Origin of the sequence: Nocardia sp. NPDC060259 (genome assembly GCF_042728775.1) — a bacterium.
In the GTDB taxonomy this organism is placed as follows: domain Bacteria; phylum Actinomycetota; class Actinomycetes; order Mycobacteriales; family Mycobacteriaceae; genus Nocardia.
The window spans coordinates 1-13,815 of sequence record NZ_JBHXAY010000038.1 but is presented as its reverse complement, the minus strand read 5'-3'; the positions used below and the strand labels follow the sequence as shown (position 1 = coordinate 13,815).

Below are 13,815 nucleotides of genomic sequence, written 5' to 3'. Positions count from 1 at the left end.
TGCTCCTCGGGTCGGGGTCAGGAAGTGTTCATCGCCCCTGGCCGGCGATACCGGCCACGCAGGCGACGAACCGATCGATCTCGTCGAGGGTGTTGTAGAGGTGGGTGCTCACCCGCACCGACCCGGCGTCGGGATCGGCCGACGGCACACAATGCGCCCCCGTGCGGACCAGGAAACCGGACTCGGCCAGCACGAACCCGAGATCGGTCGCGCCGATCCCGTCGAGGGTGAACGAAACGATCCCGTACCCCACCGCGCAGCGTGCGTGCGCGGGTCCCGGTAGGAAGTCCAGTCCGGGAATCGGGCGCAAGCCCTCGATCAGCCGCAGCGTGAGCTCACGGTTGTGTGCGGCGACGGCCGTCGGATCGAGCTCGTCGAGCAGATCGAAAGCCGGTGCCAGGGAAAGGATCCCGGGAATGTTCTGGGTTCCGCCCTCGAGCAGCTGCGGCATCCCGGAACCGACGAGGCCGTCCTCGCCGACTGCGATACCGGAGTGTCCGCCGGGCAGGAACGGCCGCAGCCGGTCGTGTACGCGCCGCCGGCAGTACAGCAGGCCGATGCCCGGCGCCCCGAACATCTTGTGCCCCGCGAACACCGCGAAATCGGCGCCGAGGTCGATCACGTCGACCGGCAGGTGCCCACCGCTCTGCGAGCAGTCGAAGCACAGCAGGATCTCGGGATCGATGCGCCCGCGCAGTTCCTCGAGCGTGGTCAGCCCGCCGTACACGTGATGCAGGTGGCTGGTGGTGATCAACCGGGTGCGCGGCCCCACCTGGGCGAGGATGTCATCGATGTCGGCCTCGCCCGCCGCGGTACTGCGGTAGGGGCGCAGCACGATGCGGCGCCCGAACCGGGCCATGGTGTCGCGCAGGTGATGCCAGGGCAGCACATTGGCGGCGTGATCGGCGGGGTTGTAGAGGATCTCGTCGCCGGAGTCCAAGGTGGCCAGACCCCAGCTGTGCGCGATCGTCCCGAGCGCGGCGGTCGCCCCACTGGTGAACACGATCTCGTCCGGGTACTGCGCGCCGAGAAACCCGGCGGCACGCGTGCGGATCGCCGCGATCCGCGCGGTCAGCGCCGTCGCCCAGCTGTAGGTGCCACGGCCCGCGTTCGCGGTGTGCTCGCGGTGATAGGCGGTGACGGCCGCGATGACGGTGTCGGGCTTCTGCGTCGTGGCCGCGCTGTCGAGGTACACCACCGCGGGGTCGGCCAGCGCGGGGAAGCGGTCGCGGATCGTCGCGGGCACCGGGGTCGGCGCGTGCCGGGTCACCGCGACGGCGGCAGGCTCGGGCCGGAGGGGGTGCACCCGATCAACGATACGCACATTTCTGGTACGGCTGACGAAGATTTTTCGCGGACAACGCTTTTCGCGTCGCGGCTCAGTACTTGCCCTGCAGATAGTCGACGAGGTGGCTGCGCTCGGTGGCGAGCTCGGTGATCTCGCTCTTCACCACGTCACCGATGCTGACGATGCCGACCAGCCGATCCGCCTCGACCACCGGCATGTGCCGGATCCGGTGCTCGGTCATGTCCGCGCGCAGCGAGGAGGTGTGATCGTCGGGCCCGCAGGTACGCACCCGGTCGGTCATGATCTCGGTGACCGGCCGGTCGAGCAGCGGGGCGCCGTGCCGGTCGAGGTGGCGCACCACGTCGCGCTCGGAGACGATGCCGCTGATGGCCGCGCCGTCGGGGGAGACCACCACCGCACCGATATTGCACTCGGCCAGCACCGTGAGCAGTGCGCGCACCGTCGTCTGCGGCGGCACCGTAGTGACTGCCGTTCCTTTGTTGCGCAGGATGTCCGCTATCCGCATATGCCGCTCACCCATGTCCGCGCCGATGTTCATCTCCAGGATGCCCCTGGTGACCTCGCCGTGACCAGCACGAAGACGTTACAACCGGCTATTCGTCGTCCAGGCCCGCCGACAGATAGGCCGCGGCGGCCAGCCATTGGCGGCATTGCGGCCCGTGGACGTCGTGCTGACGCAGCATCTCGCGGGCCTGGCGGTAGGTGAGCCCGTGTGGCTCGTCGCTACATGAATCGGACGGTGCTCCTGTCGCGCCGAGGTATCGCGGGACCTCGAGACCGGCGGTTCCGGCCGAGACCCGGCGGGGTGTTCGAAACGGCGTGCTCATCCGAGGCCCCTCGCATCCGGCAACGGAAGGTGGATCCGGCTGGTGTTGCCGACCTACCTTCCGGTGATCTTGCGGCTGAGTCTACGGCTGCTTCGTTTGCAGATGCAAGAACATCTGGACGGTTGATCCGGGCGTGTCGGGCGGCTGAAGGGCTTGCGGCGCTTGCGAATTCAGGGGGCTGGACGTCACCTATCGAGACGCCGCCCAGGTCGTGTCGTCGGGTAAGTACCGACCGGTGCGCGGGTATCCGGCGCGTGTTAATGTCCCGATCGCACAGTACATCTGCAAGAACGTTTGTGCGTGCATCTGCAACTTTCGCAGCGATGGGCATCATTCGAGAACGAGGAGTGTGGCGTGTCCGGAATGGACCATGATCAGCGGGAACGCCCGGCCGACGGCGCCTGGCGTAAGAGCACCTACAGCAACCCCAGCGGCAACTGTGTCGAGGTGGCCGAAGCGGCCGACGGTTCGGTCGCCGTGCGCAACTCGCGCGACCCGCACGGGTCGGTCATCTTCTACACCCGGCCCGAGATCGACGCGTTCATCCGCGGCGCGAAGGCCGGAGAGTTCGACTACTTGACCAAGTGATCGGTAACATCGACAGCCATGACGGCTGAACCCGACGAGATCGGTCGCGTGCAACCGGTTGTCGACCGTGGCCCTACCGTGCTGCGCATCGCTCTCGGTGGCCAGTTGCGCAAACTGCGCGAGAGCAAAGGCATCACCCGCGAAGCGGCCGGTGACGCGATCCGTGGTTCCCACGCGAAGATCAGCCGGCTGGAACTGGGACGCACCGGATTCAAGGAACGCGATATCCGGGACCTGCTGACGCTCTACGGTGTCCACGACACCGTGGAGCGCGAGTCCTTCTTCGAACTCGCCAGGCAGGCAAGTGAACCCGGCTGGTGGCATCGCTACAGCGATCTGCTGCCCTCGTGGTTCAGCACCTACCTCGGGCTCGAGCAGGCGGCCAGTCAGATCCGGACCTACGAGGCCCAGCTGGTGCCCGGCCTGTTGCAGACGCCGGAGTACACCAGGGCCATCGTCACCCTCGGGTTCGACGACGCCGATACCGAGCGTCGCGTGCAGGTCCGTCAGCGCCGCCAGGACGTCCTGCACCGGCCCGAGCCGCCGGTGGTGTGGGCGGTGATCGACGAGGCCGTGCTGCACCGACCGATCGGCGGGCGCGAGGTACACCGCGCACAGCTGCGGTACCTGGCCGAGCTGTCGGCACTGCCGAATGTGATCGTGCAGGTGCTGCCGTACGCCGCCGGCGGGCACGCCGCCGCGGGCAGTTCCTTCAGCATTCTGCGCTTCGCCGAGCCCGAACTGCCCGACATCGTCTATCTCGAGCAGCTCACCAGCGCGCTCTACCTCGAGCGCAGGCAGGACCTGGCGCTGTACAAGTCCGTGATGGACCAGCTCAGCGTCCAGGCCGAACAGCCCGACCGCTCGCGCGCGATCCTGCTGGAGTACGCCGACCGGGCCTGAGGCCGGAACTGCTCAGTATTTGATACAGCCCGCGGCGATGCGCCAGAAGGTGTCGGGGGTCAGCGTCTGCAGATCCCAGTCGTCGGCGAATTCGTGCGCGGTGGTCACGATGCGGTCGATATCGAAATCGTTGCGGGTCGCGGCGCCGGTGGACTCCACGGCATCGATGACATAGGCGACCGCGGTTTCCCTGGAGCACCCTGCGGTGTCGGGGTGGGTCGTGGTCGCTGCGCGATCAGCGAGGCCGGAACGGCCGTTGGTGTTGTTCATGTGAACGCCCCTGTGTTTAGGCAGTGGCAAACCCAAGGCAAATATAGCCCCAGGTGTGCCGCTCGCGGCCTCCCCTGACTATCCCCTGAATTGTATTGCGGCCCTGAGTTTAGGACGGGGACACTTTCAGATGCAAGCACATCTGCACGATCGATTCCGTCTCGATGCAGCGTTTTTCCCGGCTTCTGAGCGGCGAATCCGCGTTTGCGCCACCGTGTTCGCGACCCGCGGGGCATGGACAACCTCGTGACCGGCGGTTCGCCCCCATCGCCCTGTGGAAACGGGGGTACCGCCCGTCCGCCCAAATCGGCCATCTGGCCGAAAGCAGTTGTAATAGTTAATTTTCGGCTAATGAATCGAGGCAACGGCCGACGCGATGGGCTCCGAACCGGAGACCAACTCGAGAGTGTGCCGAAAAGTGTTGTCCGCGACCAAGATCGACGCGAGCGCTGCGGCGACATCGGCGCGCGGTACCGGGCCGCGCGGAATCGGCGGCGGTCCGAGCGTGACCAGACCGTTGCCTTCGGCATCGGTGAGCATGCCGGGCCGCAGGATCGTCCAGTCGAGCGCGCGGTCGCGCAGATCGTCCTCGGCGCGAGTCTTGGCATCGAGGTAGGCGGCCCACACCTCGTCGGTCCCCGGCGCGGGCGGCGCGCCGGCGCCCATCGTCGAGATCTGCACGAATCGCCGGACCCCGGTCCGCTCGGCGGCGTCGGCGAGCTGGACCGAACCGTTGAGGTCGACGGTGTACTTGCGCGCGGCCCCGCTGCCAGGGCCTGCGCCCGCGGCGAACACCACCGCGTCGGAGCCGGCGACGGCGGCGGCGAGGTCGTCTGGAGTGTCGCGTTCCATGTCGTAGATGACCGGGACGCCGCCGGTCGCGGCGATGTCGGCGGCCTGACCTGGGTCGCGGATCAGGGCGTAGACCTGGTCACCGCGACGGGTGAGCAGCTGGGTCAGCAGCAGGGCGATCTTGCCGTGTCCACCGGCGACGACAATGCGCATGCGAGGTGCTCCTTTCGGGCGGGACGGCGGCCGTCAGCGTTCCGGGCCGCCGGGATTGCAGTTGGCCGACACCGTGGCCGAATAGCCGACGTCGGGTCGCCACGGTTCGAGGTTCCAGCTCGGTTTGTCGGGCGCCACCATCCTGGCCCACACCCAGTGGCAGAGGAATTGGTCGCGCATCCCCGGCGCGTCGGCGTCGGCGTCGAGGGCGAGGACCTCCTGCCAAGCGAGCTCGTCGGTGCCCGGGGTCGAGGTCTTCCTGCCCGCGACGGTGGGGACGACGAGCAGCCGGGCGCCGTCGATGGTCTCGGTCCAGGTCACGTGGTCGATGAGCGGCAGACCGGCATAGGGATCGACGGTGGTGGTCGGCGGCGCGATGGTGGCAGGCGGCTTGCTGGTGGGTCGCGGTGTCGTGGCCATCGTCGTCGGGGCCGGTGCGGCCGCGTCGTCGGAGTCGGCCGACCCGCAGCCGGTCAGGGCGGCCAGCGCGATCGCGGCGAACGCGGCACCGCTGCGCCACCGTGTCACGGACGCCCCTTCCGTTGTCCCGGACCGTGCGGCCGAGACGCGGCCGCCCGGCCAGCCTAGTGCGGCGGGCCGGGCGGTGCAGGTGGGCTCAGTGCCAGAGCGATCGGCAGGGGAGTCTGCGCAGTTCGGGGCCGACCCGGCCGTCGACGGTCACGAGCAGGCCCGCGTGCACCGCCGCTGTCGTGAACTCCCAAGCCTCGGACGGGGTCGCGGCGTATTCCAGGATCAGGGCGTCTTGCGATGTCGGGCCGTCGAAGTAGACCGTGATCCGGCGGGTCGGTATCTCGGTCCGTTCGATGCGATGGGGGGTGGCGGCGATGTTCTCGTCGATGGGAATCATGGCGTGCTCCTTTTCGCCCCGGCACTCGTGAGCGCCTTCCTACTCGACGGTAGGGCCCAGACCATCGAGGAGAACATGTTCTGGATTCCGCTGGAGATCTCACAGCCCGCCCGGTGCCGCGGCAGTACGCCGACCAAGCGGGTGCGCCGACGGCTTGCCTCCGGTCACAACCTCTCCGCAGGGCTGTTGTGAGCTCCGCCGATGTCTCTCGGATGCGGTTCCGACGAGCCACGGTACCGGCCAGTATCGGTGCCGACGGCAGCGACACGGGAGGACAGCCGCATGATCCGGTTTGCCGCGGCACGACAGTTTCGGCCGCGCAGAACACTGCTGGCGGTGGCCGCGGCATTGATGCTGGCCACCGTGCCCGCCGCCGCGAGCCACAGCGCACCGCTCTACCCGGCCGCCGATCCCGACCCCTTCTATGCCCAGCCCGCCGACCTGTCGGGTACCCAGCCCGGTGACGTGCTGGCGGTGCGGCCGATGCCGCCGCTGGCGATGTTCCCCGACACCAGGATCACGCTGGTGCGATTCCGGTCGACCAACTCCGCGGGCGAGCCGATCGCGGCCACGACCACGGTCCTGCAGCCGACGAGCCACCGCCGCGACGCCCCGGTGCTGTCCTACCAGCACATCATCAACGGTCTCGGCGTGCGCTGTTCGGTATCCAAGGTGCTCTACACCGAGGACCCGAATCTGATGGTGCGCGAGGCGATCGCCTGGAACGTGGCATTGCGGCGTGGCTGGACGATGGCGCTGCCGGACCACCTCGGCCCCCACTTCGCCTACGGCGCAGCCAAATTGGGCGGTCAGGTGACCCTCGACGGAATAAGGGCCGTGCGCAAGGTCGACGAACTGCAGGTCTCGGGGAGCCGGGTCGCGATGGCGGGTTACTCCGGTGGCGGCATGGCGACGGCGTGGGCGGCGGCGCTGCAGCCCACCTACGCGCCCGATGTCGAGATCGCCGGCGCCGCGATGGGCGGCGTGCCGATGAATCTGGTGTCGATGCTCGAGGGCCTCGGCTTCGGTTCGCATCCGGTCTTCGGGCTCGCGCTGGCGGCCGGAATCGGCCTGGAACGTGAGTACCCGCACCGTTTTCCGATCAGCGAGCAGATGAACGCCAGCGGCCTGGCCGCCCGCGCCGCCATCGCCGACGCCTGCACCAACGACATCCTCGGGGCGGGCGCGGGGCGGGGCATTCTCGACTTCGCCGCGACGACGTCGATGGTCGACGATCCGGAGGCCCGCGCCGTGGTGGAGGAGAACAGCCTCGAGCTCTACCCCGGGACACCGACCATGCCTGTCTTCGAATGGCATTCACCCATCGACGGACTCATCCCGGTCGACGCGATCACCACCACCGTGCACCGCTGGTGCGCGGCGGGGACACCGGTGGTCACCGAGTCGACACCCACCCCGGACCACCTGACCGCAGCTGTGCTCGGACTACCTTCCGCGCTGAGATGGCTCGATGCGCGGCTGCAGGGGGAACCGGCGCCCAGCACCTGCTGAGCCCGGTGTCGATCGGCCCGGATCCGCTTGCCCCGACGCGGATCCGGGTCGCTCGTTGTTGCGATCGTGCCGCATTGCGTCACGACTCGGGCACGACGCCGATTCCGCCGGGTGGTTCCGGCGTACCGTCAGTGATCTGACGAGGGGCGCACTGGGGGAGGTTCGGCGGAATTCGAAGCACCGCATCGCCGCACGTCACGACGAATCCGACGTTGCCACCCGAAGGCGTGTGTGCCATGCGATCTGTGCGTGTGTTGGTCTGCTCGATGCTCCTGCTCTGTTCGTTCGCCGTCGGCACGGCGGCGGCCGAACCGCCACCGACGACGGAATTCCCGGTGCCACATCCCGGTACGCCGGGATTCCTGCCCGATCTGCAACGCTGGATCGATCAGGTGCTGCCGTCGCCGATCCAGCCCACCGGCGATCCCGATGCCGAACTCGCCGCCCTGCACGCCGCGGTCATGCCCTCGGCGGTCGGCGACCCGATGTTCGACCACTGGCCCGACGGCCTGGCCGAGCTGGCGCCGGGCGACATCATCGAGACCCGCGATGTCATCGCCACCGCGGCCCCGCTCACCCTCGTGCCGATCCGGTCGGCCACCCTGCTCAAGTTCCGCACCGACGACTCGCACGGCCGCCCGTCCTTCGCGACGGCGACCCTGCTCGTGCCCGCCACCGACTGGACCGGTCCCGGTGATCGCCCGGTGCTGGTCAACAACCTGCCGATCGACGCGCTGGGGCGCGACTGCACGCCGGGATACACCCTGGCGCACGGCCTCAATCTGCATTCGAGCACGACCGAATTCATCCCGCCGACCACGCAATTGGCGGGCCTGCGCGGCTACGCGGTGCTGGTGCCCGATCACGAGGGCCCCTGGATGGCCTATGCCGAGCCGTATGTCGCCGGGCACGCGGTGCTCGACGCGATCCGCGCCGTCCGCGGGATCGACCCGGTGACATTTGGTGCCAGCAGATTCGCGATGACCGGCTATTCCGGCGGCGCCATCGCCACCCACGGCGCGGCCAAGCTGATCGATTCCTACGCACCGGAACTCGCCGACGTGATCGTCGGCGCGGCACTCGGTGGCGTTCCCGCCGATTTCGAGATTCTCTCGCGCAGCATGAATGCCAACCTCGCTTCCGGCATTTTTATGGCGGCGACGTTCGCGATCGGCCGGGAACGCCCGGAAATCCTGGCCGCGATGAACAATCTCGCGCGCTGGGTGGCGACCTCGGTGATGAAGGACCAGTGCGTCAGCGTGTTCGCCATTCCCGGCGTCTTGCACCTGCCGATCGATGTCGGCGCCAACATCGCCGACCCGCTGCGTTCGGAATTGGCCACCACGATCTACGAGATCACCCGGATGTCCGGGATGCGCTCGGCCACTCCGCTCTACATCTACAACGGCGAGCAGGAGTTCTGGATCCCCGCCGCGGGCGCGCGCAATCTCTACAACGAGCAGTGCTCACTCGGCGCGAACGCGGTGTACCGCAGCGTGTTCGGTGAACATGTGATCGGTGCGGTCACCGGTTATCCGGAGGCGATGCTGTGGCTGGACGAGCGTTTGCAAGGGGTCGCCGCGCGCAGCGAATGCTGACGGCAAAATTCCTGTGCCGCTTCATGGCGGTTTTCGACAACCGGTGGTGATCTTTCCAGAAACCAGGAGACGTTGGAAAAGCGGCGATTTCGCCGCCTTATGTTCAGTGCGGTTTCGACAAAGCCATTCGTATTTCTCGAATCGCACAGGAAGATACGCCAACAATGAAATCTCCCAGTCGCAGACGGACGCTACAGACGGCGGTGCTGACCGGCGTCGGCGCGCTCGCCGTCGCGCTCACCGGTCCCGGGGCGGGTGCGTCCCCGGCGCAGGCGCCGACCGAGCAGGCCCTCGCCGATCTCATCTCCGAGGGCCGCCAGGTCGCCGGCCCCGGTAGCGGTTCCGCCTGCACCTCCGGCAGCGGCGCCGGTTCGGGCAACGGATCGGGGAACTGCTACGGCGGCTCCGGTTCGAGTTCCGGTTCCTCCGGCGGAAAGTCCACCGACACAGTCGGTTACGGACCCGCCCAGACCTCGTTCCTCGGCGCCTTCGCCTACGGCCTTGCCAACGGCGACGCCACTCCGCCCGGTGCGAACGACTGGGCCTGCAAGCCGACCGCCGAGAAGCCTCGCCCGGTCGTGCTGCTGCACGGCACCTGGATGAACGCCTACAACGGGTACGCGTTCATGGGCCAGCCGATCAAGGACGCGGGCCTGTGCACGTTCACCTTCAACTACGGCCGCTCCGGCCTGGTCGAAGGCGGCGGTCTCGGTTCGGTCCTGCCCGGCGTCATGGGCACCGGCTACATCCAGGACTCCGCCGATCAGCTCGCGGTCTTCGTCGACCGGGTGCTCGCGGCCACCGGCGCCGACGAGGTCGACATCGTCGCCCACTCCCAGGGCGGCGCGATGGCCAACTGGTACACCAAGTTCGACGGCGGCGCTGCCAAGGTGAAGAACCTGGTCACCTTCGGCGCCACCCACCACGGCACCAGCCTGGACGGCATCGGTGCCCTCGGCCGCGCGATCAACAACCTCGGCATCGACATCCTCGGTCTCATCGAGATCTTCGTCGGGCACGCCGGCATCCAGCAGACCATCGGCTCGGATTTCGTCAACCAGCTCAACGCCAACGGTGACACCGTCGCCGGCGTCGACTACACGGTCGTCGGCACCCGCTACGACGAGGTCACCAACCCCTACGACCTGACCTTCCTGAAGCCGGGTCCCGGCGCCACGGTCGACAACATCACCCTGCAGGAGGGCTGCGAACAGGACGTTTCCGACCACCTGACGATGATGTACTCCCCGCGGGCGCTCTCGATCGCGCTGCGGGCCATCGACCCGGCGGGCAACCACGAGCTCGTGTGCACCTTCAACCCCTGGCTGATCGGGGGTAGTGGCTCGCTGTGAGAAACCACGAAGGCGCTGTCCGCACTCGGCGGGCAGCGCCTTCGGCGTTTCCGGGGGAGCGGATCAGGCGGCGGAACGGTAGCTGCGCGCGACGAGCGCGGAACGCAGGTACCACAGACCCGACGGCTGGGTGGGATCGAAACCGGTGAGCTGGCCGATCCGCTTGAGCCGGTAGTCGACGGTGTTGGTGTGCACGTGCAGGACTCGCGCGGTGCGCTGGCGGTTGAGATTGTTGGCGATGTGGCGCTGCAGGGTTTCCAGCAGCTCGGGGTATTGATCGAGCGGGTCGAGCAGCGAACCGAGGAACTCCCGGCCGGGGCCGGGGCGGGTCAGCTGGTACTCGAGGGCCAGCTCGTCGAAGCGGTACAGCCCCGAGGTCACCTCGAGTCGCTGCACCATGTCGAGCAGTTCGTGGGACTGGTCGGCGGCGTCGGGGACGCCGGTCGTCGAGGTCTCGACCATCGCCGCGGTGATCCCGACCTGGGCGGCCTGGGAGAGCTGGGCGACCAGCGCGGTCAGGCCGTCGCGGTCGAAGGTGTCGGCGGGGATGAGTACCGTGCCGCCGTCGACACTGAGCAGCGACAGCGCCGAATCCCCGCAGCGCTTGGCCAGTTCGGCCTGCACGCGGCGCAACTTGCGGCGGGCGACCACCTTCGCGTCGAGGGCGGGGTTGGCCTCCTCGCGGTGCGGCGGGATCGCCAGCGCGAGCACCGCGTAGGTTTCGGCGATCGCGATCCCGCACTCGCGGGCCATCGTGGAGGTGCTGTGCCCGCCGAGCAGGGCCGAGGTGAGCGTGTGCACCGCGGTGTGGTGCTCGCTGACGACACCGCGCAGTTCCCGCACGTAGGCCAGCGACACCTGGGCGGTGATGGTGTCGAGCATTTCCATCACCATCTTCACGCCGTCGACCAGGTTGTCGTAGTCCTTCACCGACGCGTTGGCCACGACCAGGTCGAGGCCGATCTTGAAGCCCTCGGCGATGGAGTGGTGGATCGTGTCGATCGGCACGCCCTCGCGGGCCCAGCCGCTGGCCGCGTCCTGCAGGCGCTGCAGTTTGTTCGGGATGTCGCGGCCGTCGAGCATGCTGACGGCGAATTCGAGGCAGATCCGGGTGATGGTGGTGACGTCGCCGGTGATGGCGTCGCCGGGCAGCGTGCCGCAGGGGACGACATTGGCGACGAAGTGGCCGACCATCTGCCGGGAGAGGGCACGGACGTCCTTCAGCGGCGACGACATCGGCTGACCCGAGATGGTCAGCGATTGCCGGGGTGGATTATCGACGGACATCTGTGTTCCCTTCGCCCAATTTCGGCTGTGCCCCCGCTGTCCAGCGACTTCACCCTAGCCAACCGGCGCCGATGCCGGAATGGAACGTCGGGTAATGGGTCGCGGACTCATGCTTGCCTGCCTGCTTGGTGAGCGGTCACAAGTCTGGTCCATCGGTATGAGTGGTTGTAGAGTTCTCCGCGCCGGAACGAACCGATAGGGGGCACCACCATGCGACCTGCCGTCCGTTGTCTGGTCTGGGAACTGGACGAAACGCTGTGGGACGGTGTGGTCCACGACGCGACCAGCACCACGCTGCGCCCGCAGGCACTGCGCACGCTCACCAAACTGAGCGAGCGCGGTGTGCTGCATGCTGTCGCGGCACGGGGTGATCGTTCGCGCACGCTGCGCACGCTCTACCGGCACGGGCTGTACGAGATGTTCTCGGCGGTCGAGGTGGGCTGGGGCCGCAAGTCGGCCTCGATCGTGCGCCTCGCCGACACCCTCGGGCTCGGTCTGGAGGGGATGGCGTTCCTCGACGCCGAGCCGGTGGAACGCGCCGAGGTCTCACGCGCCCTGCCGATGGTGCGCTGCTATGCCGCCCGCAATGTCGACATGCTGCCGCTGCTGGCCGATTTCCGGCACGACCTGCGCTCGGGCCCGGTGCCGACCCCGCCGCTGGGGTTCGCGCGCGTCCCGGCGCTCTGACCCACGCGAGTTCGCCTGCGCGCGCTGCGTTTACGCACTGGCTGCGGTATCGCAACCAGTGCAAAGTTGCACAGTGTGCCAAAACGGCGGTGCCGCACGGGTTCAGGACGGGTCCGGCAGGAGCGCCAGCGTGAGTTCGGCCAGCCGATCCGGGGCGGCGACCACGTCATAGGCCGCGATCCGGCCCGCGCGGACAGTGAACGTGACGGCGAACAACGGCGTGCCCGCCTGTGCCACCACCAGGCCGGGCCGCCCGTCGACGAGGAGCAGCACGGCATCGCGCGACCGCTGCCGCAGCACCAGCGTGCCGTCGGCGACCGCGGCGGCGCCACGGACGAGTGCCGCCATCCCGGGCGGTAGGGCCGCCGGATCGGCCGTGCGCACCACGTCCGGTGCGAGCACGGCCAGCAATTCGCCCAGGTCACCTTCGCGGGCCGCCTTCAGGAACGCCGCCACCGCGACGCGTTGCTCCGCCAGTGCGGCCTGATCGACGCGAGCCGGCGCGTGTACCCGGAGCCGGGCCCGGCTGGCGAGTTTCTTGGTGGTGGCCGGTGTCCGCCCGAGTATCGGCGCGATGTCCGCGAACGGCACCGCGAACAGATCATGCAGGACGAACGCGACCCGCTCCTCCGGCCCGAGCACATCGAGCACGACGAGCAGGGCGCGTCCGACCGAATCCGCCAGCAGCGCTTCGTCCTCGGGATCGGCGCCAGGTCCGGTGGCGCGAGCATCGACGGCCGTCACGTCGGTGGTCTCGGCGCGTTGCGCGCGAACGCGCAGGGCGTCCAGGCAGATCCGGGTCACGACGGTGGTCAGCCAGCCGTCGATATTCGTGATCTCGGCCGCGGCCACCCGGTCCAGCCGCAGCCAGGTCTCCTGCACCGCGTCGTCGGCCTCGGCGGCGGAGCCGAGCATCCGGTACGCGATGCCGCGCAGCCGAGTGCGCCGCTGCTCGAAGGCGAGCGCGAGCGAATCCGCGCGCATCGGTCACCTTTCGGTCGGGCCGTTCGTCACAGACGACGACGGCGACTGCCGTCGATCACCGTAGACCGGAGGAACCGTCCGATGCACACCAGCTATGTCGTCGTCACCGTGCTCGCCGCGCTGGCCGCACTCGCCGCCGCCGCGATCGATGTCGTGCGTGCCGACTGGGTACGCGAGAACATGCGCCACTACGGCGTCGCACCGTGGACACTCACCCCGTTGGCCGTGATCAAGGCGGCCGGTGGGCTGGGTCTGCTCGCCGGTCTGGCCTACCGCCCCCTGGCCGTCGCGGCCGCGGCCGGGCTGGTGCTGTACTTCGTCGGCGCCGAGCTCACCGTGCTGCGTTCGCGCCAGTACGCCCATCTGGGCTACCCGCTGCCGTATCTGCTGCTGTCGGCCGGGTCGCTGGCGCTGGCCTCGGCGTGAGGTGGTGGTGGCGCGCCACATCGGCGCGCCGCGCAGCGCAGCCCCTGGCTGCCGCCGCTCGACGAACAGATCTCCCTCGACGGCATGGCCGCCTACCCGCCGCCGCCCACCGACCACGACGACGTCCGGCCCGTCCCGTACGGCCTCGTCGACCGGCCCGCCGAGCAGAGCCGCCGGCCGCTCGTCCTCGACCTGGTCC

The 13,815-nt window shown here is 68.7% G+C and carries 17 protein-coding genes; 8 read left to right on the top strand and 9 right to left on the bottom strand.

Annotated elements, in window-relative coordinates; translation table 11 throughout:
* Window positions 1–28 precede the first annotated feature (28 nt).
* The 3 genes from ACFWF2_RS16320 to ACFWF2_RS16310 all read right to left on the bottom strand — a co-directional run bounded on the left by ACFWF2_RS16320 (window position 29) and on the right by ACFWF2_RS16310 (window position 2,136).
* Entirely contained in the window at window positions 29–1,306 is a 1,278-nt protein-coding gene (locus ACFWF2_RS16320; protein ID WP_379308246.1) for an aminotransferase class V-fold PLP-dependent enzyme, read from the bottom strand.
* 73 nt (window positions 1,307–1,379) lie between these two features.
* Entirely contained in the window at window positions 1,380–1,814 is a 435-nt protein-coding gene (locus ACFWF2_RS16315; RefSeq protein WP_379308288.1) for a CBS domain-containing protein, read from the bottom strand.
* Window positions 1,815–1,902: 88 nt separating this feature from the next.
* On the bottom strand, window positions 1,903–2,136 hold the full coding sequence (locus ACFWF2_RS16310; RefSeq protein WP_379308245.1) for a hypothetical protein: 234 nt from the start codon (window positions 2,134–2,136) through the stop codon (window positions 1,903–1,905).
* A gap of 363 nt (window positions 2,137–2,499) precedes the next feature.
* Between ACFWF2_RS16310 and ACFWF2_RS16305 the strand changes: the two genes are divergently transcribed.
* Together ACFWF2_RS16305 and ACFWF2_RS16300 are read left to right on the top strand one after the other, a co-directional pair.
* Window positions 2,500–2,724: a DUF397 domain-containing protein gene (locus ACFWF2_RS16305; protein ID WP_379308287.1), complete on the top strand. Its 225-nt coding sequence runs from the start codon at window positions 2,500–2,502 to the stop codon at window positions 2,722–2,724.
* 18 nt (window positions 2,725–2,742) lie between these two features.
* Window positions 2,743–3,627, top strand: a complete 885-nt coding sequence (locus ACFWF2_RS16300; protein WP_379308244.1) for a helix-turn-helix domain-containing protein — start codon at window positions 2,743–2,745, stop codon at window positions 3,625–3,627.
* A gap of 12 nt (window positions 3,628–3,639) precedes the next feature.
* Here ACFWF2_RS16300 and ACFWF2_RS16295 read toward each other — a convergent pair whose 3' ends face one another.
* From ACFWF2_RS16295 to ACFWF2_RS16280, 4 genes are all read right to left on the bottom strand, one after another.
* Entirely contained in the window at window positions 3,640–3,897 is a 258-nt protein-coding gene (locus tag ACFWF2_RS16295; RefSeq protein ID WP_189028143.1) for a hypothetical protein, read from the bottom strand.
* 348 nt (window positions 3,898–4,245) lie between these two features.
* A complete protein-coding gene (locus ACFWF2_RS16290) occupies window positions 4,246–4,902 on the bottom strand; it encodes an NAD(P)H-binding protein (protein WP_379308243.1) in 657 nt (218 codons plus the stop codon).
* 33 nt (window positions 4,903–4,935) lie between these two features.
* Entirely contained in the window at window positions 4,936–5,430 is a 495-nt protein-coding gene (locus ACFWF2_RS16285) for a DUF2599 domain-containing protein (RefSeq protein WP_379308242.1), read from the bottom strand.
* Window positions 5,431–5,518: 88 nt separating this feature from the next.
* Window positions 5,519–5,770 carry a hypothetical protein gene (locus tag ACFWF2_RS16280; protein WP_379308241.1) on the bottom strand — a complete coding sequence of 84 codons (252 nt, stop codon included), beginning with the start codon at window positions 5,768–5,770 and terminating at the stop codon, window positions 5,519–5,521.
* A gap of 3 nt (window positions 5,771–5,773) precedes the next feature.
* Between ACFWF2_RS16280 and ACFWF2_RS16275 the strand changes: the two genes are divergently transcribed.
* From ACFWF2_RS16275 to ACFWF2_RS16260, 4 genes are all read left to right on the top strand, one after another.
* Window positions 5,774–5,962, top strand: a complete 189-nt coding sequence (locus ACFWF2_RS16275; RefSeq protein ID WP_379308240.1) for a hypothetical protein — start codon at window positions 5,774–5,776, stop codon at window positions 5,960–5,962.
* 90 nt (window positions 5,963–6,052) lie between these two features.
* A complete protein-coding gene (locus ACFWF2_RS16270) occupies window positions 6,053–7,282 on the top strand; it encodes a lipase family protein (RefSeq protein ID WP_379308239.1) in 1,230 nt (409 codons plus the stop codon).
* A gap of 236 nt (window positions 7,283–7,518) precedes the next feature.
* Complete coding sequence (locus ACFWF2_RS16265; RefSeq protein WP_379308238.1) at window positions 7,519–8,880, top strand: lipase family protein; 1,362 nt, start codon at window positions 7,519–7,521, stop codon at window positions 8,878–8,880.
* A 164-nt stretch (window positions 8,881–9,044) separates the two neighbouring features.
* The gene (locus tag ACFWF2_RS16260) at window positions 9,045–10,232 is read left to right on the top strand and encodes an esterase/lipase family protein (RefSeq protein ID WP_379308237.1); all 1,188 of its coding nucleotides are present in this window, start codon (window positions 9,045–9,047) and stop codon (window positions 10,230–10,232) included.
* Window positions 10,233–10,295: 63 nt separating this feature from the next.
* On the opposite strand, the gene ACFWF2_RS16255 is transcribed toward ACFWF2_RS16260, so the two are convergent.
* Entirely contained in the window at window positions 10,296–11,519 is a 1,224-nt protein-coding gene (locus ACFWF2_RS16255) for a PucR family transcriptional regulator (RefSeq protein WP_379308236.1), read from the bottom strand.
* 210 nt (window positions 11,520–11,729) lie between these two features.
* On the opposite strand from ACFWF2_RS16255, the gene ACFWF2_RS16250 reads away from it, so the two are divergent.
* Window positions 11,730–12,206 carry an HAD-IIIC family phosphatase gene (locus tag ACFWF2_RS16250; protein WP_379308235.1) on the top strand — a complete coding sequence of 159 codons (477 nt, stop codon included), beginning with the start codon at window positions 11,730–11,732 and terminating at the stop codon, window positions 12,204–12,206.
* A gap of 102 nt (window positions 12,207–12,308) precedes the next feature.
* Here ACFWF2_RS16250 and ACFWF2_RS16245 read toward each other — a convergent pair whose 3' ends face one another.
* Window positions 12,309–13,190, bottom strand: a complete 882-nt coding sequence (locus ACFWF2_RS16245; RefSeq protein WP_379308234.1) for a sigma-70 family RNA polymerase sigma factor — start codon at window positions 13,188–13,190, stop codon at window positions 12,309–12,311.
* Window positions 13,191–13,271: 81 nt separating this feature from the next.
* On the opposite strand from ACFWF2_RS16245, the gene ACFWF2_RS16240 reads away from it, so the two are divergent.
* A complete protein-coding gene (locus ACFWF2_RS16240) occupies window positions 13,272–13,616 on the top strand; it encodes a DoxX family protein (protein WP_379308233.1) in 345 nt (114 codons plus the stop codon).
* Window positions 13,617–13,815 lie beyond the last annotated feature (199 nt).